General features: G+C 56.8%; 18 protein-coding genes, 1 tRNA gene and 4 pseudogenes. 16 read left to right on the top strand and 7 right to left on the bottom strand.

What is annotated here, in order from left to right; translation table 11 throughout:
* Positions 1 to 6 precede the first annotated feature (6 nt).
* On the bottom strand, positions 7 to 336 hold the full coding sequence (locus tag ACI512_RS29850; protein ID WP_236382509.1) for a hypothetical protein: 330 nt from the start codon (positions 334 to 336) through the stop codon (positions 7 to 9).
* Positions 337 to 554: 218 nt separating this feature from the next.
* On the opposite strand from ACI512_RS29850, the gene ACI512_RS29845 reads away from it, so the two are divergent.
* The 13 genes from ACI512_RS29845 to ACI512_RS29785 all read left to right on the top strand — a co-directional run bounded on the left by ACI512_RS29845 (position 555) and on the right by ACI512_RS29785 (position 13,359).
* Positions 555 to 1,451 (top strand): hypothetical protein, encoded by an 897-nt coding sequence (locus ACI512_RS29845; protein ID WP_236382491.1) that lies wholly within the window; start codon positions 555 to 557, stop codon positions 1,449 to 1,451.
* 30 nt (positions 1,452 to 1,481) lie between these two features.
* Complete coding sequence (locus tag ACI512_RS29840; RefSeq protein WP_064052069.1) at positions 1,482 to 1,766, top strand: hypothetical protein; 285 nt, start codon at positions 1,482 to 1,484, stop codon at positions 1,764 to 1,766.
* Between the two features lie 382 nt (positions 1,767 to 2,148).
* Positions 2,149 to 3,360 carry a methyl-accepting chemotaxis protein gene (locus ACI512_RS29835; protein WP_236382500.1) on the top strand — a complete coding sequence of 404 codons (1,212 nt, stop codon included), beginning with the start codon at positions 2,149 to 2,151 and terminating at the stop codon, positions 3,358 to 3,360.
* A 9-nt stretch (positions 3,361 to 3,369) separates the two neighbouring features.
* Positions 3,370 to 3,738, top strand: coding sequence for a response regulator (locus ACI512_RS29830; RefSeq protein ID WP_015885773.1), 369 nt, complete (start codon positions 3,370 to 3,372; stop codon positions 3,736 to 3,738).
* 23 nt (positions 3,739 to 3,761) lie between these two features.
* Positions 3,762 to 4,049, top strand: a complete 288-nt coding sequence (locus ACI512_RS29825; RefSeq protein WP_046035222.1) for a lipid asymmetry maintenance protein MlaB — start codon at positions 3,762 to 3,764, stop codon at positions 4,047 to 4,049.
* Positions 4,050 to 4,089: 40 nt separating this feature from the next.
* Positions 4,090 to 6,129 carry a chemotaxis protein CheA gene (locus ACI512_RS29820; RefSeq protein WP_405121473.1) on the top strand — a complete coding sequence of 680 codons (2,040 nt, stop codon included), beginning with the start codon at positions 4,090 to 4,092 and terminating at the stop codon, positions 6,127 to 6,129.
* A 29-nt stretch (positions 6,130 to 6,158) separates the two neighbouring features.
* Positions 6,159 to 7,817, top strand: a complete 1,659-nt coding sequence (locus tag ACI512_RS29815; RefSeq protein ID WP_122811874.1) for a methyl-accepting chemotaxis protein — start codon at positions 6,159 to 6,161, stop codon at positions 7,815 to 7,817.
* 39 nt (positions 7,818 to 7,856) lie between these two features.
* Positions 7,857 to 8,396, top strand: a complete 540-nt coding sequence (locus ACI512_RS29810) for a chemotaxis protein CheW (RefSeq protein ID WP_046035226.1) — start codon at positions 7,857 to 7,859, stop codon at positions 8,394 to 8,396.
* Between the two features lie 9 nt (positions 8,397 to 8,405).
* Positions 8,406 to 9,215, top strand: coding sequence for a protein-glutamate O-methyltransferase CheR (locus ACI512_RS29805; protein WP_093543311.1), 810 nt, complete (start codon positions 8,406 to 8,408; stop codon positions 9,213 to 9,215).
* Positions 9,212 to 9,745, top strand: coding sequence for a chemoreceptor glutamine deamidase CheD (cheD, locus tag ACI512_RS29800; RefSeq protein WP_015885767.1), 534 nt, complete (start codon positions 9,212 to 9,214; stop codon positions 9,743 to 9,745). Before ACI512_RS29805 ends, cheD begins: the two co-directional genes overlap by 4 nt.
* Entirely contained in the window at positions 9,708 to 10,784 is a 1,077-nt protein-coding gene (locus ACI512_RS29795; protein WP_405121472.1) for a chemotaxis response regulator protein-glutamate methylesterase, read from the top strand. Before cheD ends, ACI512_RS29795 begins: the two co-directional genes overlap by 38 nt.
* Positions 10,785 to 11,921: 1,137 nt before the next feature.
* Positions 11,922 to 13,103 (top strand): reverse transcriptase family protein, encoded by a 1,182-nt coding sequence (locus ACI512_RS29790; protein WP_405121471.1) that lies wholly within the window; start codon positions 11,922 to 11,924, stop codon positions 13,101 to 13,103.
* Between the two features lies 1 nt (position 13,104).
* The gene (locus ACI512_RS29785; protein ID WP_405121470.1) at positions 13,105 to 13,359 is read left to right on the top strand and encodes a retron Se72 family effector protein; all 255 of its coding nucleotides are present in this window, start codon (positions 13,105 to 13,107) and stop codon (positions 13,357 to 13,359) included.
* 78 nt (positions 13,360 to 13,437) lie between these two features.
* On the opposite strand, the pseudogene ACI512_RS29780 reads toward ACI512_RS29785, so the two are convergent.
* A pseudogene (locus ACI512_RS29780) lies at positions 13,438 to 13,891 on the bottom strand (DNA/RNA helicase, superfamily II protein); the annotation flags it as partial.
* A 1-nt stretch (position 13,892) separates the two neighbouring features.
* Here ACI512_RS29780 and ACI512_RS29775 point away from each other — a divergent pair.
* Both ACI512_RS29775 and ACI512_RS29770 read left to right on the top strand, forming a co-directional pair.
* Positions 13,893 to 14,033, top strand: a pseudogene (locus tag ACI512_RS29775) (DUF3077 domain-containing protein); the annotation flags it as partial.
* Positions 14,034 to 14,384: 351 nt separating this feature from the next.
* Positions 14,385 to 15,107: a leucine-rich repeat domain-containing protein gene (locus ACI512_RS29770; protein ID WP_405121469.1), complete on the top strand. Its 723-nt coding sequence runs from the start codon at positions 14,385 to 14,387 to the stop codon at positions 15,105 to 15,107.
* Between the two features lie 123 nt (positions 15,108 to 15,230).
* Here ACI512_RS29770 and ACI512_RS29765 read toward each other — a convergent pair whose 3' ends face one another.
* From ACI512_RS29765 to ACI512_RS29750, 4 genes and pseudogenes are all read right to left on the bottom strand, one after another.
* A complete protein-coding gene (locus ACI512_RS29765) occupies positions 15,231 to 15,599 on the bottom strand; it encodes a hypothetical protein (protein WP_405121468.1) in 369 nt (122 codons plus the stop codon).
* Between the two features lie 180 nt (positions 15,600 to 15,779).
* Positions 15,780 to 16,085 (bottom strand): hypothetical protein, encoded by a 306-nt coding sequence (locus tag ACI512_RS29760; protein ID WP_405121467.1) that lies wholly within the window; start codon positions 16,083 to 16,085, stop codon positions 15,780 to 15,782.
* Between the two features lie 165 nt (positions 16,086 to 16,250).
* Positions 16,251 to 16,571, bottom strand: coding sequence for a hypothetical protein (locus ACI512_RS29755; RefSeq protein ID WP_405121466.1), 321 nt, complete (start codon positions 16,569 to 16,571; stop codon positions 16,251 to 16,253).
* 345 nt (positions 16,572 to 16,916) lie between these two features.
* Positions 16,917 to 17,261: pseudogene (locus ACI512_RS29750) on the bottom strand (DNA/RNA helicase, superfamily II protein); the annotation flags it as partial.
* 1 nt (position 17,262) lies between these two features.
* Here ACI512_RS29750 and ACI512_RS29745 point away from each other — a divergent pair.
* A pseudogene (locus ACI512_RS29745) lies at positions 17,263 to 17,445 on the top strand (DUF3077 domain-containing protein); the annotation flags it as partial.
* Positions 17,446 to 17,610: 165 nt separating this feature from the next.
* Here the strand turns inward: ACI512_RS29745 and ACI512_RS29740 are convergent.
* Positions 17,611 to 17,695, bottom strand: a tRNA-Leu gene (locus tag ACI512_RS29740).
* Positions 17,696 to 17,732 lie beyond the last annotated feature (37 nt).

Here is a 17,732-nt window from a genome sequence, read left to right as displayed (position 1 = left end):
CAAGCGTTACAGGATCGCCTTCAGGTAATCCTTGAGTGCGTTGAGCGGGGCATTGAGTTCATCCAATGTCGACGCTTGGCGCACGCCCAGCGCCAAGCGCTGCAACTCGCGACCCATCACAGTATCGGCCCCGCCCAATGCCTCAAGCGCTTGATCAACACATTCCGCGACTTTGGATTGAATGACCGCCAAGTCTCCCTGCCGCACCAGCAGCCCGAATACCTCTCGCTCATACCCATCCATCACCGGATCGTCCCGCAAAACCGGGCTGCCGCCGTCCGTCTCGTGCACCAGCTTCAGTGCAAAAAGCGCAACCGCTTCCAGCGTCAACTCCATGGTCTTGGTTCCTAGGGCTTGGGGGAGGGCGATGATCACTGTTCTGCGCAGGAAAAAAAAGACCCCAATACCGCAAGCGGTCAGGCTCACGCCCCTGTGAAGTCATGTGCCCAAGGAACGATATTAATTAGCCATGTTCCAACTCGCCGTGCCAAGTGCACCCGGCCACCAGACGGATAGGGTGCAAGGCTTAACCCATTACAAGGACGCAAGCATTCATGCAGTCATCCCCCACCCAAGCACCTTCGGCCACTGGCGAGCTGATCGCGAGTTTCCGCCACGGCAAAGGCTTCCTGATTTTCAGTTTGATATTCGGGGTTGTGTTGCTAGCCCTCGCCGGTTTTGTGCTGTACCTGGGCACGATCCTACCACCGGGCAACGATGGCCCGGTCAACCTCCAGACATCCCGTGGCATGGCCTTGAACTTTGCCAACCCGCATACCCTGATCTACGCCACCAGCGCCTTGCTGGCCGTACTCGCCGTGGGCGTTTTTGCAGCCTACGTCTGGCACAAAAAACTGCGCGCCCCACGTTACAACGTGTTTGAGTTCGGTATCGAACGCATCATCAACGAGCAACGTGAGTACACGGCGTTTGCCGATATCGAAGACCTGTACTTATTCGGCTCCGGGCAAACCGTGATGACCGGCATGATCACCAACCTGGCCTATCGCCGTAACGCGTCAGAGCCGTTTCATCGTGTGATTGAGAGCCTCAAGGGCTTTTACGAATTCCAGCAACGGGTGCGTGAGCTGCACGTTCGCGCACGCATGCCGGCAGTGATCGCGACGCTGGAGATGGGCGGGGCGGTGACGTTCAACTGCATCAGCTCGGGGCAGGTCTGGGGCAAGCGCATGAGTGGCAACTTCCTGAAAATCACCACCTCGCCCATCGTCGTCAGCCGCGCATGCCTGGAGTACCAGGGCCGCATAGTGCCAATGTCGTCGCTGCGCACCGTCGACCTCAACGCCTGGACAGAAAAAGTGGTGATCAAGGATGAAAGCGGCAAACCCGTGTTGTCGACCATCGCCACCGGCATTCTGAGCCACGACCTGTTCCTCAATACCCTCGATGCCGTGTTTGCGGCGCAACAACAAGCACGCGAGCTGGCTTGAGCCTGCTGCGTCACAACTGAGGATTAAACGATGATCTATCGCGGCGCAGGCTGGCTGACGTTGTTTACACCGGTGGCGATGGTGCTGCTATTGATGTGGCTGTGGCCCGACCCCAGCGTCAAACCCGGCAACACATCGCTGATGCAGGTGTTGCTCGGCTTCGGGGCGGGATCAGCGATCAACACCGTGCTGGGCTTTGTACTGAACCGACAACCGCACGCCGATGGCGTCCGCCACCACTTCTTTTTCATGCCGATGCAGTGGCCGGCGCTGGTGATCACGGTGACCTGCCTGCTGATTGCCTTGCTGAAATAACCCTACCGGCCGCTCGCCCAGGGCGGCCGCGTCTCGACCCGCTCAAGGCTGACACGGGAAGACGCGTGGGCTCCATGGTTGGTCGATCAGGTCGGCTTTTTGGATGAGATTTATGGGTTTTGTCGGGGGCTGTGACTGAGACATGTCGCAGACTCTGCTGGTTAAGAGTCGTCAGGTTAGCGAACGAGGTATCGAGGGCGCTTGTACGATCCTGCAAGCAGCCTGAGCGTGTCGGCTGGCGTCACCTACACTTAACGCCCTGCTCAGTCACACACTGGTCATAAACCAGACGGAAGGCACTCAGGAGTCCTAAAGTTGAGGCGCTAGGGGCGGATAAACTCTATGTTGATTACATCCGCAGCACTGTTCAAGGACCGAACCCATGCCCCAACGCTCATCCAGCCGCCTGCCCCTTCCCGTTTATCCCCGTTTCCGTTGGTTCGCCTTGGTCCCGGTCGTGCCGGCCGTTTTGTGGATACTCGTGCAATCAACCTCGCCAGCCAATCTGGTGGCTTGCACGGCACTGGTGATGATCGGCCTCGGTGCCTGTGCCTGGAGCGCGGTTTCACAGCGCAACGTACTGCAGCGAGCGATTGCGCAGGCGCAGGCGGACCAGTCAAGTGCGGATGTGCATAACGGCATGGCCTCTCGTGCACAGCTTGACGAGGTATTGCTGGGCGCCATGCCCATCTGGGCCAAACAGGTGGAAAGCTCGCGCCATCAGACCGAAGAAGCGATTGTGAGCCTGGCGAACCGTTTCACCGGGATCGCCACACGCTTGCAGGAAACGGTACAAGCGTCGCAGCACGCGGCCGGCGAACTGGACGGGCAGGCCGCCGACGGTGCGCTTGAGGTGCTGGCGCGCAGTGACAGCGAGTTGAGCCAGGTGATCAATTCACTCAAGGCCACTCAAATCAGCCGTGACCAGACCCTGGCCCAGGTGCGCAGCCTGACCGCCTACACGGGCGAACTGCGCACCATGGCCGCTGATGTGGCGGCGATTGCCGCACAAACCAACCTGCTGGCCCTCAACGCGGCCATCGAAGCGGCGCGTGCCGGTGAGGCCGGTCGCGGCTTCGCGGTGGTAGCCGATGCGGTGCGCAGCCTGTCGAGTAAATCCAGTGAAACGGGCCAGCAGATGTCGGCCAAGGTCGACATCATCAATAACGCCATTACTCAATTGGTGCAGGCCGCGTCCAGCAGTGCCGACCAGGACAGCCATTCGGTGGCCGAGTCCGAAAACAGTATTCAGATGGTGCTCACACGCTTCCAGAACATCACCGGGCGTCTGGCCGAATCTGCCGACCTGCTCAAGCAGGAAAGCTATGGCATCCGGGATGAGATGACCGAGGTGTTGGTCAACCTGCAATTCCAGGACCGGGTCAGCCAGATCCTCAGTCACGTGCGCGACAACATGCACGCCCTGCATGACCATCTCCTGCAGGCCAACCAGACCCCGGACCAGCCGATGGCCATCGACGCCCGCCAATGGCTGGCGCGCATGGAAACCACCTATGCCACCGACGAGCAACGGCGCCTCCATCATGGAGAGGCGGCGGTGCAGCAGAACGCTCAAGACATCACTTTCTTTTAGGAGTACATCATGGCGAAGAGTGTATTAGTGGTCGACGACTCCATCAGTGTGCGGCAAGTCGTCGGCATAGCCTTGAAAAGCGCCGGTTACGACGTGATCGAGGCCAGTGACGGCAAGGACGCCCTGAACAAGCTGACCGGGCAAAAAGTGCACTTGATCATCAGCGACGTGAACATGCCCAACATGGATGGCATCACCTTCGTCAAGGAGGTCAAGAAGCTGGCCAACTACAAGTTCACACCGATCATCATGCTGACCACCGAATCTCAGGAATCGAAGAAGGCCGAAGGCCAGGCCGCGGGCGCCAAGGCGTGGGTGGTCAAGCCGTTCCAGCCGGCGCAGATGCTGGCGGCGGTCTCCAAATTGATCCTGCCCTGACACCCGGCGCCAGGGAGGCCAACATGCCGATCACTCACGAAACCATCGACGACACCGCCCATGTGGGCATCGACGGCGAACTCACGATCTACACCGTCGCTGAACTGGCGGGCGCGTTGTTGTCGCAGATGGGCGCGGCGCCGCGCCTGGAACTGGACCTGTCCCAGGTGACGGAAATGGATGGCGCCGGCCTGCAGTTGTTGGCAGTCATCCAGCGTGAAGCCGGCATTGCCGGCACCGCCTTGAGTGTGACCGGCCATAGCCAGGCGGTCATGCAGGCGCTTCAACTGTGTCGCAGCGCCGCGCTTTAATCGGCACTGTCCCGTCCATTGATCGACAAGGAAAGTCCAGGTGAGCATCAATCTCGATCAGGCACTGCAGACCTTCATCGTCGAGGCGCGCGAGCTGCTGCATGCCATGGAGCAATCCCTGCTGCAGCTGGAAAGCGAGCCCGGCGACCAGGATGCCATCGGCGCGATTTTCCGCGCCGCGCACACCATCAAGGGTTCCGCCGGACTGTTCGGCCTCGCGTCGATCGTGGGGTTCACGCATATCGTCGAAGACGTTCTCGACCGCCTGCGCGACGGCAGTGTGGCGGTGGACGCCGCCTTGATCGCGCTGCTGCTCAAGTGCGGCGACCACATGCTTGAACTGATCGACGTGGTCGCCAGCCGCGGTGAGGTGCCAACCCCGGCCGCGCTGGAGCGCGGTGAGACCTTGCGCGAGGCGCTGAGCGCCTATCAGCCGCTGCACACCGCCACTGCCGACGTCGTACCCGCTGCGGTGGACGACGACACGGGGGCCGAAGTGCTTTGGCATATTTCTCTGCGTTTCGGCGTGGACGTGTTCCGTAATGGCATGGACCCGCTGTCGTTCCTGCGCTACCTCGATACGCTGGGGCAAATGGTGCAGGTCACCACCCTGACCGACAGCATCCCCGCCCTGGAGAACTGGGACCCGGAAAGCTGCTACCTGGGCTTCGAGATCGACCTGCGTTCGACGGCCAGCCATGCCACGCTCAACGAAGTGTTCGACTTCGTGCGCGACGACTGTGACGTGCACATCAGCGCGGTCGACGAAACGCCCGAAAGCAGCGTCGCCCTCGGCAGTGACCTGATCGCGCAAGCCGAGCCAGGTCCGGCCCCCGCCTCGCTCCAGCGCCTGCCGGCGAACAGCGAGGCAAAAACCCGCGACGGCAGTTATGTGCGGGTCAACGCCGACAAGCTCGACGAGTTGATCAACCTGGTCGGCGAACTGGTGATCGCCAGCGCTGGCGCAAGCCTGTTGGCGCGCTCCTGTAACAACGACCCGCTGCAGGAGGCCACCTCGACGGTGTCGGGGCTGGTGGAAGAGATCCTTGATGGCGCCCTGCACCTGCGCATGATCCCGATTGGCGACACGTTCAACCGCTTCCGCCGCGTGGTGCGCGATGTCAGCCAGGAACTGGGCAAGGACATCGAGCTGATCATCAGCGGCGCCGAAACCGAGCTGGACAAGACCGTGGTTGAGAAGATCGGCGACCCGCTGATGCACTTGCTGCGCAACGCCATGGACCACGGTATCGAAAGCGCCGATGCGCGACGTTCGGCGGGCAAGTCGAGCAAGGGGCATCTGAGCCTCAATGCTTATCACGACTCCGGGAGCATCGTCATCGAAATCGCCGATGACGGCGCCGGGCTCAACCGCGACCGTATTCTGGAAAAAGCCGAGGAACGCGGGCTGGTGGCCAGCGGCGCGGTGCTCACCGATCAGGAGGTGTACAACCTGATCTTCGAAGCGGGGTTCTCGACCGCCGAGGCCGTCACCAACCTGTCCGGGCGTGGCGTCGGCATGGACGTGGTCAAGCGCAATATCACACTGTTGCGCGGCACCGTGGACCTCGACAGCCGCCCCGGCCAGGGCACGATGGTACGCATTCGTTTGCCGCTGACCCTGGCGATCATCAACGGCTTCTTGGTCGGCATCGACCAATCCACCTACGTGATTCCGCTGGACATGGTCCAGGAATGCATCGAACTGGATGAACGCCAGCGCCAGTCCAGCCGCGATCAGGGCTATCTGGACCTGCGTGGCGAGGTGCTGCCACTGGTGGACCTGCGCGACCACTTCAGCCACGAAGGCCCGGCCGCGCGCCGTCAGAACGTGGTGGTGGTGCGCTATGCCGAGCACAAGGCCGGGCTGGTGGTCGATGACCTGCACGGCGAGTTCCAGACCGTGATCAAACCCCTGGGCAAGCTGTTCGGCGCACTGCGCGGTATCAGTGGCTCGACCATCCTGGGCAGCGGCGCGGTGGCCCTGATCCTGGATGTACCTGCACTGCTCAATCAAATCGTACAACTGGAAGCCCGCACGGCTCAGGCGCCTCAATCGCCAACGTTCGTCGCCCGCTGACGTCTTTGCAATTCCATGGAGGTTCCCCGATGAAATGGTTCTACGATCTTAAAATTTCCACCAAGCTGATCAGCTCGTTCCTGGTGGTCCTGGCGCTCACCGGGGCCATGGGCGCCTTCGCGATCCTTCAGCTCGGTGCCGTCAACCAGGCCGCCCAGGACATCAAGGGCAACTGGATGCCCTCCATGCGCGCAGCGGCTGGCATGCGTTTTTTTGCCGCCAATTATCGCTTGAAAGAAAACCGCCACATCAGCACCGAGATTGCCGAAGAAAAGGTCCAGGCCGAACGCGAAGCCATCGAGGCGCGCCAGCAGTTCGAAACCCGCATGCAGACCTACGAGCAATTGTTGTCGAACGATGAAGACCGTCAACTCATGCTCAGCGTGAAAAGCGCATGGGACGCCTACATTGCGAGCAGCAAGCAGGTACTGGAGTTTTCCCGTCAGAACCAGGAAGCCCAAGCGCGCAGTTTGCTCAGGGGGGAATCCAAAGGGCATTTCGATGAGGTGACCAGCCGCCTGCAGAAAATGGTCGAGCTCAATGACGCCGGTGCGACTGCTGCGGGTGACAAGGGCTCGGTGCTGTATGAAAGCTCACGCATGTCGATCATCGCGGTACTGGTCGCGTCCCTGTTGATCGGTCTGGGCCTGGCGATATTCATCGCGCGGATCATTTCCCGACCGTTGCGCCAAGCTGCCAGCGCCGCCGAGCAATTGGCCGAAGGCAACCTTAACGCACACATCGAGCCAGGTGGCAAAGATGAAACCGGCCTGGTGCTCAACGCCATGCGTAACATGGTCGGCAAGCTGGCACATATCATCGGCGAAGTGCGTAACGCCGCCGATAACCTCGCCAGCGCCTCCGAACAGGTCAGCGCCACCGCGCAATCGATGAGCCAGGCCACCAGTGAGCAGGCCGCCAGTGTCGAGGAAACCAGTGCGTCGGTCGAGCAGATGAGCGCCAGCATCAACCAAAACACCGAAAACGCCAAGGTCACTGATGGCATGGCCAGCAAAGCGGCCAAGGAAGCCACCGAGGGGGGCGAATCGGTACAGCAGACGGTGGTGGCGATGAAGAAGATCGCCCAGCGCATCAGCATCATCGATGACATCGCCTACCAGACCAATCTGCTCGCGCTCAATGCCGCCATCGAGGCCGCTCGGGCCGGCGAACACGGCAAGGGTTTCGCCGTGGTGGCCGCCGAAGTGCGCAAGCTGGCCGAACGCAGTCAGGTAGCCGCCCAGGAAATCGGCGAACTGTCTTCCAGCAGCGTGGAAATGGCCGAGAAAGCCGGCAAGTTGCTCGATGAAATGGTGCCTTCCATCAACAAGACGTCCGACCTTGTGCAGGAAATCAGCGCTGCATCCGAAGAACAGGCCGCCGGTGTCGCGCAGATCAATACGGCGATGACCCAGCTCAACCAAGTGACCCAGCAAAACGCCTCGAGCAGCGAGGAACTGGCGGCCACGGCCGAAGAAATGAGCAGCCAGGCCGAGCAACTGCAACAGGCCATGAGTTTCTTCGTGCTGGATTCCGCGTCCAAGGTTGCGGGTCAAAGCGCCGGCGCGGACAGCCCAGGCAGCACGCCCAACCGTCAGCCGCCACGCCCTAAACCAACGGCGCCGCGCAAGGCGTTCGCCTACACCATGGCCAGTGCCCCGGACGAATCGGATTTCACCCGCTTCTGATCGCACGATCGATGCGCGCCTACAAGGGAGAGTAGTGACATGGGTGCAGTAATGACGACTCGGCAGACCGCGGTGGCGGTCGATGAGGATGCGCAGTACCTGACCTTCATGCTGGGCGGCGAAATGTTCGCCATCGGCATCCTGGGGATCAAGGAAATTATCGAATACGGCAGCCTGACCGTGGTGCCGATGATGCCGTCTTTTGTGCGCGGGGTGATCAACCTGCGCGGCGCGGTGGTGCCGGTGGTGGACTTGTCGGCACGCTTTGGTCGGGCCAACTCAGCGATCACCCGGCGCTCCTGCGTGATCATCATCGAGGCGAGTACCGAGGACGGTCAGCCACAGGACATCGGGCTGCTGGTCGATACGGTGTCTGCGGTGCAGGAGATCCCGGCCACGCAGATCGAACCGCCACCCAGCTTCGGTGCGCGCATTCGCGCCGATTTCATCAGTGGCATGGCCAAGGTCGACGGTAAATTCGTGATCGTGCTGGAAGTGGACAAGGTGCTGTCCATCGACGAGATGTCCAGCCTGGCCGAGGCCGGCCAGGCGCCAGCCCCTGACCTCGACCCGCGTTGAGGCTCGATCATGTCAGACACCGTCTCCATCGACGATCGTGAATTCGGTCAGTTCCAGGCCTGGCTGTACCGCGCGGCCGGCATCAACCTGTCGCCGGCCAAGAAAGCCTTGGTGGCCGGGCGCCTGTTCAAGCGCCTCAAGCACTATGAGCTGCAGAGCTATGGTGAGTATTTCAAGCTGATCATGAATGACCAGCGCAAGGGTGAACTGCAGGTTGCGCTGGATTTGCTGACCACCAACGAAACCTATTTTTTTCGCGAGCCCAAGCACTTCGATTTTCTGCGTCAGCACGTGTTGCCCAAGGCTGCGCCGGGCCGGATGTTTCGCGTGTGGAGCGCGGCCAGTTCCACGGGTGAAGAACCCTACAGCCTGGCGATGACCCTGGCCGAAAGCCTCGGCACCACACCCTGGGAAGTGATCGGCTCGGACATCAGCTCCCAAGTGCTGGCCAAGGCGCGCACAGGGCATTACTCAATGGAACGCATCGAGACATTGCCCCAGCCGCTGCTGGTCAAGTATTGCCTCAAGGGCATTGGTCGCCAGGAAGGCACCGTCCTGATCGACAAGGCCTTGCGCAGCCGCGTCAATTTTGTCCAGGTCAACCTTAACGAAGCGCTGCCGGTTCTGGGGGAATTCGAGGTGATCTTCCTGCGCAACGTGATGATTTATTTCGATCAGCAGACCAAGAGCCAGGTGGTCGCGCGTCTGTTGCCGCTGCTCAAACCCGGTGGTTACTTGATCATCAGCCACTCGGAAAGCCTCCACGGTGTCAATGACACCTTGAAGCTGGTGGCGCCGTCGATCTACCGCAAGCCATGAAAAAGCCTGTGGGTACGACCGAAGTGATATTGGCGCCTGGCCAAGTCAGCTTTGCGACGCGGCCGACGCGCCTGCGTACCTTGCTCGGCTCCTGCGTGGCGATCACCTTTTGGCATCCGCAACGGCTGATCGGCGGCATGTGTCACTTCATGCTGCCGGGGCGCCTGCGCAAGCATCAGCCCCTGGATGGCAGGTATGCCGACGAAGCCCTGGAACTGCTGCTGCGCCACGCGCAAGTCAATGGCACGCATGCACGGGATTACCAGGTCAAGTTGTTCGGCGGCGGCGAGATGTTTCCTGATCTGCACCGCCGCCTGCCGACGCAGGACGTGGCCAGCCTGAATATTCGCGCAGCGCTGGCCCTGGCCGAGCGCTATCACCTGCACCTGACAGCCCAGGACATGGGCAGTACCGGTTACCGCACGATCATGTTCGACCTGTGGAACGGCAACGTCTGGGTTCGGCACCAACCAATGGGATTACTTCAAGAAGATGCCTACCAAAAAAATCAGTGTGCTGGTGGTCGATGATTCGGCCGTGGTGCGCCAGGTACTGCTGGCGATTCTCAGCGATACGCCGGATATCCACGTCATGGGTGCCGCGTCCGACCCGATTTTCGCCATGGACAAACTCGCTCGGGAATGGCCGGATGTGATCGTGCTGGACGTCGAAATGCCGCGCATGGACGGCATCACGTTTCTCAAGAAAATCATGAGCGAGCGGCCGACGCCGGTGGTGATCTGTTCCTCGCTGACCCAGAAAGGCGCGGAAACCTCCCTGCAGGCGCTGTCGGCGGGCGCAGTGGAAATCATCACCAAGCCCTCAACCGGTTTAAAGAGTTTCCTGATTGAATCGGCGGCCGAGTTGGTGGCAGCGATCCGGGCCGCAGCGAACTCCAACGTCAAGAACCTGGGAAAGCGCAGCGTCAGCCCGCCATTGACCCCGGCCAGCAAGCTCAGTGCCGATGCGATCCTGCCAGCCGCCAATGGCCACGCCATGGCCCAGACCACCGAGCGTATCGTCGCCATCGGCACCTCCACCGGCGGCACCCAAGCGCTGGAAGCCGTGCTGACGGCACTGCCGCGCGTGTGTCCAGGTATGGTTATCGTGCAGCACATGCCCGAAAAATTCACCGCTTCGTTCGCCGAGCGCCTCAACAGCGTCTGCGCGATCGAGGTGCGCGAAGCGCGCAACAACGACCGTATCCTGCCCGGCCTGGCCCTGATCGCACCTGGCGGCAAGCACCTGATGGTCACCCGCAGCGGCGCCTATTATCACGCTCAAGTTATCGATGGACCGCTGGTCAACCGGCATCGGCCTTCCGTGGATGTACTATTTCGCTCGGTGGCCCGGTTCGCCGGCAGGAATGCCACCGGCATCATCATGACGGGCATGGGCGACGATGGCGCGCGCGGGCTCAAAGAAATGCTTGAAGCCGGGGCCGCGACAGTCGCCCAGGATGAAGCCAGTTGCGTGGTGTTCGGCATGCCCAAGGAAGCCATCAAGCTCAACGCTGCTCAGCGCATCATGGCGCTGGAGGATATTTATCTGGCGATCTTGCATAAGTGAGGATGGATGTTGGGCTGAGGTGACGATTTTCTTCCTCCGAACGCTCGTAACGCGCCGGGCGGTACACCGGACATTGCTCGCCACAGGTATTCGATGGTTGGCGCTTTTTGTGCGCGCATGTCTGTGGTCTGTTGCTGTGCGTGGGAGCGCTTTGGGTCTGTCGGTGTCGTATTGTCCCGGTTTCTCAACACGCGCAGAGCTGCTGTCCATTCGCAGGAGAAAGGAGCGTGGCCGTTTTCGATATTTGCCGGATGGGGTGGTGGAGGAGGGGGACGCGGTGGGTGTGCACGCACAGCGTTTACTCAGGCAGCTGCGAAAACGATTTTTGAAAACTCACAAGGGCCGTGGTTTTTATCAGAAGTCAGAAACGACAAAGCCTGCCAATTGGCGCCTTGACGTATAAAAATGGTGTGGACGAGGGGATACATGCTACCAAGCAGGAACGCATATATGCTTAAAAAACAGTTGGTTAGATTGCGTTTGAATAGTGTGCGAGCAATATATATAAATGAATTTATGGGTTTTTTTCTTTGCAATAAAATTCAGACAAGCGTCAGGGCAGCTTTTTTTAGTGAAAGTTCATAAAAATAGTAATGCTGATATTGACAGGTCATACGTCCTATCCTAGGATCGACCTTGCAGGTGTATCACGCCTGTTCCGCTCTTTAAAAGTCACGTTTGCAAGGAAATCGAAGCCTTCTTTGGCGATCTCGTAAGAGATCATGACCGGCCCCTCGGTACCCCTGCGCGAATCGCATAGCGCGGCATGCGCGAAATCGATTTGCGCTTGCGAGGGTTGTCTGGCGTAAAAGCTGAGAGTCCTCTTAAGTCAATATAAATATTCCTTGCTGTTTCTCTCTTTGGTCTGGCCGGACATCGCGCTTTTGCGTTGTTCATTCGAGGAGAAAAGCGATGTATAAACTACATGTTGTAATCTACGTGACTAGAAAAAATAAGAGCATTCGTACGAAGCTTGGAGACAGGCTCGCAACGAAAGGAATTGACTTAAGAGCAACCATAAAAAAACTGACTGTTTCAGCTGTTTTTGGTTGGGTTATCCGTTGGATATTTTCAATTTTTATTGGAAGTGATAATAGCTAACTGACTCTCATCTTTTTTGCTTACTAAGGAGCGGTCGTGGCAAAGGACAAGCCTTACTATCCTCACCTTCCGATCGGAAGCGTTGAAGCCCTTGCGAAATGTTTAGGGCTGCCGCCGAAACTTTTAAAAGACTTATCAGAAGACACCTCTAGCTCTTATACCGAATTTAGTATTACGTCTAAGTCAGGCAAGGAGCGCATTGTCTATGATCCTAAGTTTGAACTTAAGCGTTTGCAAAAGAGAATAAACTCTAGGCTCTTCGAGGAGGTTTTCTACCCGTCTTACTTGCAGGGTGGGATAAGAGATGAGAAGAATCCAAGAGATTATATTGTAAATGGTACCATACATGCCGGATCAAAAAATTTGATCGGTATTGATATAAAGGATTTTTACAACAATATCAAAGAGGAAAGTGTAAAGCCTATTTTTACTCGGCTTTTTAACTTTCCAGATGACGTGGCTAGTATTTTAACAAAGTTGGTGACGAGAGATGGCAGGGTGCCGCAGGGCGCATGCACTTCGAGCTATGTCGCCAATTTGGTTTTTTTTAATTCAGAATATTCACTTGTTAGTAGAGTAAGGGCGCGAGGTTTTTCTTATACGCGTCTGCTAGATGATGTCACTTTGAGTTCGACGCGGCCCATTGCTAAAGAGGAAAGCACAGAGTTAATTAAGGAGGTGGCGGCGATCTTCAAAAAACATAATCTTAGACTTAATAATAAAAAAACTAAGCAAGAGTCGTCAAGCGACGTCAAAGCCGAGTATAAGGTCACTGGAGTATGGGTTGGCCATGGGATACCGAAGCTCAGAAAAGCTGAGCGACGGCACATTAGGCATCTAGTTTATATTTGTGAAAAAGAATATTTGAAGTGTCGATTTTCTGAAGAGTACCACGCTCTGTGGAATAGGGTTTCCGGGCAAGTTGCTAAGCTAACACGCTTAGAGCACACGCAAGCGGAAGATCTAAGATTGCGGATGTCAGGGATTTTTCCCGAATATGATAGTCAGATGAAGGCGAGCATCATATTTGAGGCTGATAAGTTACTAAAAAAACCTGTTGCTCATCATGTTAGGCCTGGTGTCATAAACTCTTTGAATAAGACTTTGTATTCTCTCGGTATTCTGACTCGGACGGATAAGCCTTTGGCTAGGCACTATAAGAAAATGCTCAGGCTTAGGTTTATTAACGCTCCTACCAAATCTGAAATGTGGGGATAATATGTCGAAAGATGATCAGGCGATAAATTCGGGGGTCGTTACGACATTTGATGCGTTTAAAGGATATGGTTTTATCCGTAGAGCGGAAGGTAAAGATGTATTTTTTTTCTATGATGATATTGAGGATGAAGGGCGCGACATCAATGTAGGAGATCGAGTCACGTTCATTATTGAAAAAGCTCCGAAAGGTCCCAAGGCGAAAGGTGTAAAAAAAGTAGAACTAGATCCGGCTTTGGGTTTTGTTGTAGGCCAATAGTAGCTATTCAATGCGGCTGCGATAGTGAGGGTGATGAGTGTATGTAAAAGCCGTCTAGGACGTACAGCAGGCATGCCGTCAGGCGGCCTTGGCCTCGCCTCCATCCGTTCCTGAAACGTTCTTCACCACACATAACAGCGTTGAGGTCCTAATCCGGGCGGGCGAATCAAGCTGTACGCCTTGCCATCGCTTCCCGGTTCAAGCACGCCCCGTTGCAGCAACCCCTTGTTCACCGCACTGATGTTCATGCCCCCTGAAGATCTCGACCCTCCAGACTTCAGGCAGCACGTATTGGGTGTTGGTGGTGTGCAGGGCATTGCCCATGCCGTGCTCCATCGTCTTGAAAGCCCAACCGATCAATCGTGCGTGGACCGTGTTCATCAATCTTGGCGGCGGCAGATTGCCTACGGGTAACGCGGCTTTCCCAAAAACGCTCGATGACCTGGCGCAACCGCGCCAAAATCGCATCGCCCTCGAAGTTACCGGCGCCGCCGCGTTCAGCCAGCCACGCATGCAGACGCACCGATGCGGCGGCCTCCGAACTTCTCCACTGCTCAAAAATGCTGGAATTGCATGCAGCAATGGACACAAACGCAGATCGCTATGCCTGGGCGGCGCGTTATTTGGGGGAGATGGCGAAGGCGGTGGTGGATGATTGGGCGAAGGCGAAATAGGGGTCAGACCACCATTATTGAAAGCGTGGTCTGACCCCAATTCTCTTTGGCGCTAACGGTTTAATGAAGGCGCTGTCGGCCTAAAAAAGGCTGGTTTTGGCCCATCCCAGAGGCTGTAAAACGGATTGACATGTTCCAGGTCGCGACCGATGCGACTCGAAGCATTGACCGTGCGATAGCTCAACCAACGAACGTCAATGACCCAAGACGATCAGGTTATGAGCGTTTTTACACACTCTGGGCCAATAGGAGCCGCTGGACAGCCTTGCTGCCACTCGATAGCTTCGGCGCCCTAAGCCTGGGGGAGCCTTCCCGTTTCGCCTCACGGACCAACTTATAAGGATGTGAGACATGATGCTATGTTTGGATGGCCAGTTTTGTGAACAAGAACTTTCCGAAAGGGACGAACTCGATCTAAGGAACGTTTCAGCAAATATATGGCCGACGGTGCTCTCTCGGTGTAAAGCAAATGAACTACGCCTTTACAATCTTAAGCTTACTTCACTTGAGGGAATTGATAGGTTAACTAATACACGGCGTTTGACGCTGGAATGGGCGAAAAAAATTGAAACACTGGAACCCGTTTTCGGACTGAGTGGTTTGACGTATCTGGCAATTGGAGACTTTCCAAGGCTGCGGCAACTCGACGGGCTTGAGAAGCTAAGCGAGCTGACAGAGCTGCGTCTGTCCGGTAGCCAGGGTGGAGGCTCGCCTCTCCGCCTTGAATCCATTGAGCCTGTTACTCGTATCTCCAAGCTCACCAGACTTTCACTGGCCAATGCGAAGTTCGAGGTCGATGACATCACTAGCCTCGTTCGCTGTACGCATCTACGCCACTTAAGCTTGACGAACCAGTTCGATCGATCTCAGGTCGCTTTTCTCGCAAGCCGATTGAACAAGCAGCTCGCCGAGCCTCTAACTGCATACATAAAAACACATCTGCGTTGTATGAAGTGCAGTAGTCTGACGTCTATGTTTACGGGACGACGAATGCCTTTCCTTTGTCCAGCGTGTGATGCACCGCGATTTGAAAAGCTCACTCGCCAGTTCGAACAGATGATGCACGATGCATGACAACTTCATTTGCTAGACGGTTCTATTGCTCGTTTTGGACCATTTTTCACTTGTGCAAGATTGTCCGCTTCGGGCCGAAAGTGGTCATCGACAGCTTTTCGTTGCTCACACTGCACAACGCATTCACAAGAAATCACTGATCTGGAACGGTTTATCAGTCGCGAAAATCGATTCATAGACCGCGTCGTCAAATTCGTCACCGGCAAGGAACACGCTAGCACCATATGCGCGGGCCTTGCAAAACCAAGCAAAAGATCCGTCGTCATCGCGCTCCAGCAGATAGAAGCATTGTTCCTCCATTTGAGCGCATATAGTCTCAAGTCGGGCTCGACCTCCACACGACAACAGTTCAGCGACCTCATTACAGTCACCCCCTACCTCATCAACCGCCCAGAGAACGATACGAGTAGCCACCCGCGTTTTCTCGGCGGGTTCTAGAGCATCGAAAGCACGGTGTACGTCAGGATAGCTTGACACCAAGCGGTCAGTCATAGGGCTTAAATCCTCAGAGCGGGCTTGCCGATTACACCTGAATTGCCACCTAAAAGAACACCGTAATACGTCGGCGAAACTTCGTTGAAACCTCTTCAGGTCGAAAGCAGCGTCTCAATCGGCCAATAGCCGTCTTCCGCTCCGACAATAGCGCGTCCTGTTCTCCTGTCCGATCAGACCTCATGCCCTCCAGTTCAAAGGCATTTCGAACACTTTTGCAAGCCGAGCCAGCTTCTCGGCAGATCTGGCAGAGATAGCGAGAGGAGGCTCTTTGATCATGTAGAACAGATGATCGAGTGCGACACATGCCTCGCCGTGCGCGATGTAGTCCAGAACGATCTCTGCCCCATTCTCAAGACCCGACTGCGCCAGTGGATGATCATGAGGCAAGGGGCCAAGCTGCGCATATGCTGCGGACATCAGTGTAGAGACCTCATCCAGCACTTCGAGGAGGTCTTCACGCAGATCGGCACTCAGCTGATTCATTTCGCCTCTATCCATGTCGTCATAGGCTCAGTTTTGTACCACCAGTTGCCGAAGAGTCGCAGCGCTGACTCCACGACGGACAGCCTCTCACCCTCAGCGAACACCCGGACTATACTCAATATAAAGCGTGACACCGCCTCTAGACCGTCAGCCCTCTGGATGACTTCACAAAGGGTAATCTGCCAGATAAGCCTGCAGATCCACTTCCGCAATGCCTGGGGCTCCGGCGTCAAGCCAAAACTCAAAGTCAGAAGGATATGACGCCAAAATTTTTCCGCTCCATTGCTGAGGAGATTTTTCATGCCCAAATATAGATACGAATCGCAGGTGATGAACGACCAGAATCCAATTGCGCCTCAGCTCTAGCGCATTTGGTACGCCCTCCGACGCATCAGTCAGGTAGGGGGACTCATCTTCGACGAATGTCAGTAGATCTTTAGCCCGGCCCGCTTTCATCATCGCTTTGATCAACTTAATTTTTTCCACAGTTTCTACCGTTCCCGAGAGTGGTTTGTTGAGTTTTTTGATTGAAACCTGTCGATGATCCCTTCTAGCAAATCACATCCATGAACGATACCTTGTCCGGACAGTCCGCTCTTGCCCGTTGACGGCCTTGCTGGATAACCTCCGGGCTTTCCGGCGCTTCTTCGAAGGGCGCCAGGTCCCGCTGACTGCTCTCCATTTCGAGGGGCAGTGTGTCGCGGCGGTCTTTCAGTTCCTAGATAGTGTTCATCTGTCTTGTCTCTGGGGATTGCGGTTGAGAGGAATGGTTGTCGAACGGCTGGCGAGGCCGGTAATGAGCCGGCACTACCTCTATCAGCAGGCATGCCGTCAGGCGGCCTTGGCCTCGCCTTCATCCGTTCCTAGAACCGTCTTCACCGCGCTGATATTCATGCCCTTGAAGATCTCGGCCCTCAGGCTTCCGGCAGCACGTAGTAGGTGTTGGTGGTGTGCAGGGCATCGCCCATGCCGTGCTCCATCGTCTTGAAAGCCCAACCGATCAATCGTGCGTGGACCGTGTTCATCAATCTTGGCGGCGGCAGATTCCCTGCGGGTAAAGCGGCTTTCCCCAAAACGCTCGATGACCTGGCGCAACCGCGCCAAAATCGCATCGCCCTCGAAGTTACCGGCGCCGCCGCGTTCAGCCAGCCACGCATGCAGACGCACCGATGCGGCGGCCTCCGAACGTCTCCACTGCTCAAAAATGTATGCATTGCATGCAGCAATGGGCACAAGCGCGGATCGCTATGCCGAGGCGGCGCATTATTTGGGGGAGATGGCGAAGGCGGTGGTGGATGATTGGGCGAATGGGATGTTGCCGAATGGGGTGGTGGCAGAGGTTGACGCTGGGGGGGAGTAGGCAGGTAGTTTGAGGGTGTTTGGGCTGGCGTCTTCGCAGGCAAGCCAGCTCCCACAGGGGATTATGTTTGAGCTTGATAGTGCGCGCTAAGCAGTGAGTCCTCTGACCACCCACTTTTTGACAGGCGAAAAAAAAGACCTTGAATTTCAAGGTCTTTTTTTAAGATGGTGCCCCGAGGGAGACTCGAACTCCCACTCCTTTCGAAAACGGATTTTGAATCCGCCGCGTCTACCAATTCCGCCATCAGGGCTCAATGGCGGCGAAGTATAGAGATGAGATTACCGTTG

It is taken from the genome of Pseudomonas petroselini (assembly GCF_045037875.1).
Lineage (GTDB): Bacteria > Pseudomonadota > Gammaproteobacteria > Pseudomonadales > Pseudomonadaceae > Aquipseudomonas > Aquipseudomonas petroselini.
The sequence above is the reverse complement of the archived record's forward strand: the minus strand, read 5'-3'. Positions and strand labels throughout refer to the sequence as shown.

Bases quoted from the DNA above. Each gene is read 5' to 3' on its own strand.
- ACI512_RS29850 (WP_236382509.1), bottom strand. From the start codon at position 336: ATGGAGTTGACGCTGGAAGCGGTTGCGCTTTTTGCACTGAAGCTGGTG.
- ACI512_RS29845 (WP_236382491.1), top strand. From the start codon at position 555: ATGCAGTCATCCCCCACCCAAGCACCTTCGGCCACTGGCGAGCTGATC.
- ACI512_RS29840 (WP_064052069.1), top strand. From the start codon at position 1,482: ATGATCTATCGCGGCGCAGGCTGGCTGACGTTGTTTACACCGGTGGCG.
- ACI512_RS29835 (WP_236382500.1), top strand. From the start codon at position 2,149: ATGCCCCAACGCTCATCCAGCCGCCTGCCCCTTCCCGTTTATCCCCGT.
- ACI512_RS29830 (WP_015885773.1), top strand. From the start codon at position 3,370: ATGGCGAAGAGTGTATTAGTGGTCGACGACTCCATCAGTGTGCGGCAA.
- ACI512_RS29825 (WP_046035222.1), top strand. From the start codon at position 3,762: ATGCCGATCACTCACGAAACCATCGACGACACCGCCCATGTGGGCATC.
- ACI512_RS29815 (WP_122811874.1), top strand. From the start codon at position 6,159: ATGAAATGGTTCTACGATCTTAAAATTTCCACCAAGCTGATCAGCTCG.
- ACI512_RS29810 (WP_046035226.1), top strand. From the start codon at position 7,857: ATGGGTGCAGTAATGACGACTCGGCAGACCGCGGTGGCGGTCGATGAG.
- ACI512_RS29805 (WP_093543311.1), top strand. From the start codon at position 8,406: ATGTCAGACACCGTCTCCATCGACGATCGTGAATTCGGTCAGTTCCAG.
- cheD (WP_015885767.1), top strand. From the start codon at position 9,212: ATGAAAAAGCCTGTGGGTACGACCGAAGTGATATTGGCGCCTGGCCAA.
- ACI512_RS29795 (WP_405121472.1), top strand. From the start codon at position 9,708: ATGCCTACCAAAAAAATCAGTGTGCTGGTGGTCGATGATTCGGCCGTG.
- ACI512_RS29785 (WP_405121470.1), top strand. From the start codon at position 13,105: ATGTCGAAAGATGATCAGGCGATAAATTCGGGGGTCGTTACGACATTT.
- ACI512_RS29770 (WP_405121469.1), top strand. From the start codon at position 14,385: ATGATGCTATGTTTGGATGGCCAGTTTTGTGAACAAGAACTTTCCGAA.
- ACI512_RS29765 (WP_405121468.1), bottom strand. From the start codon at position 15,599: ATGACTGACCGCTTGGTGTCAAGCTATCCTGACGTACACCGTGCTTTC.
- ACI512_RS29760 (WP_405121467.1), bottom strand. From the start codon at position 16,085: ATGAATCAGCTGAGTGCCGATCTGCGTGAAGACCTCCTCGAAGTGCTG.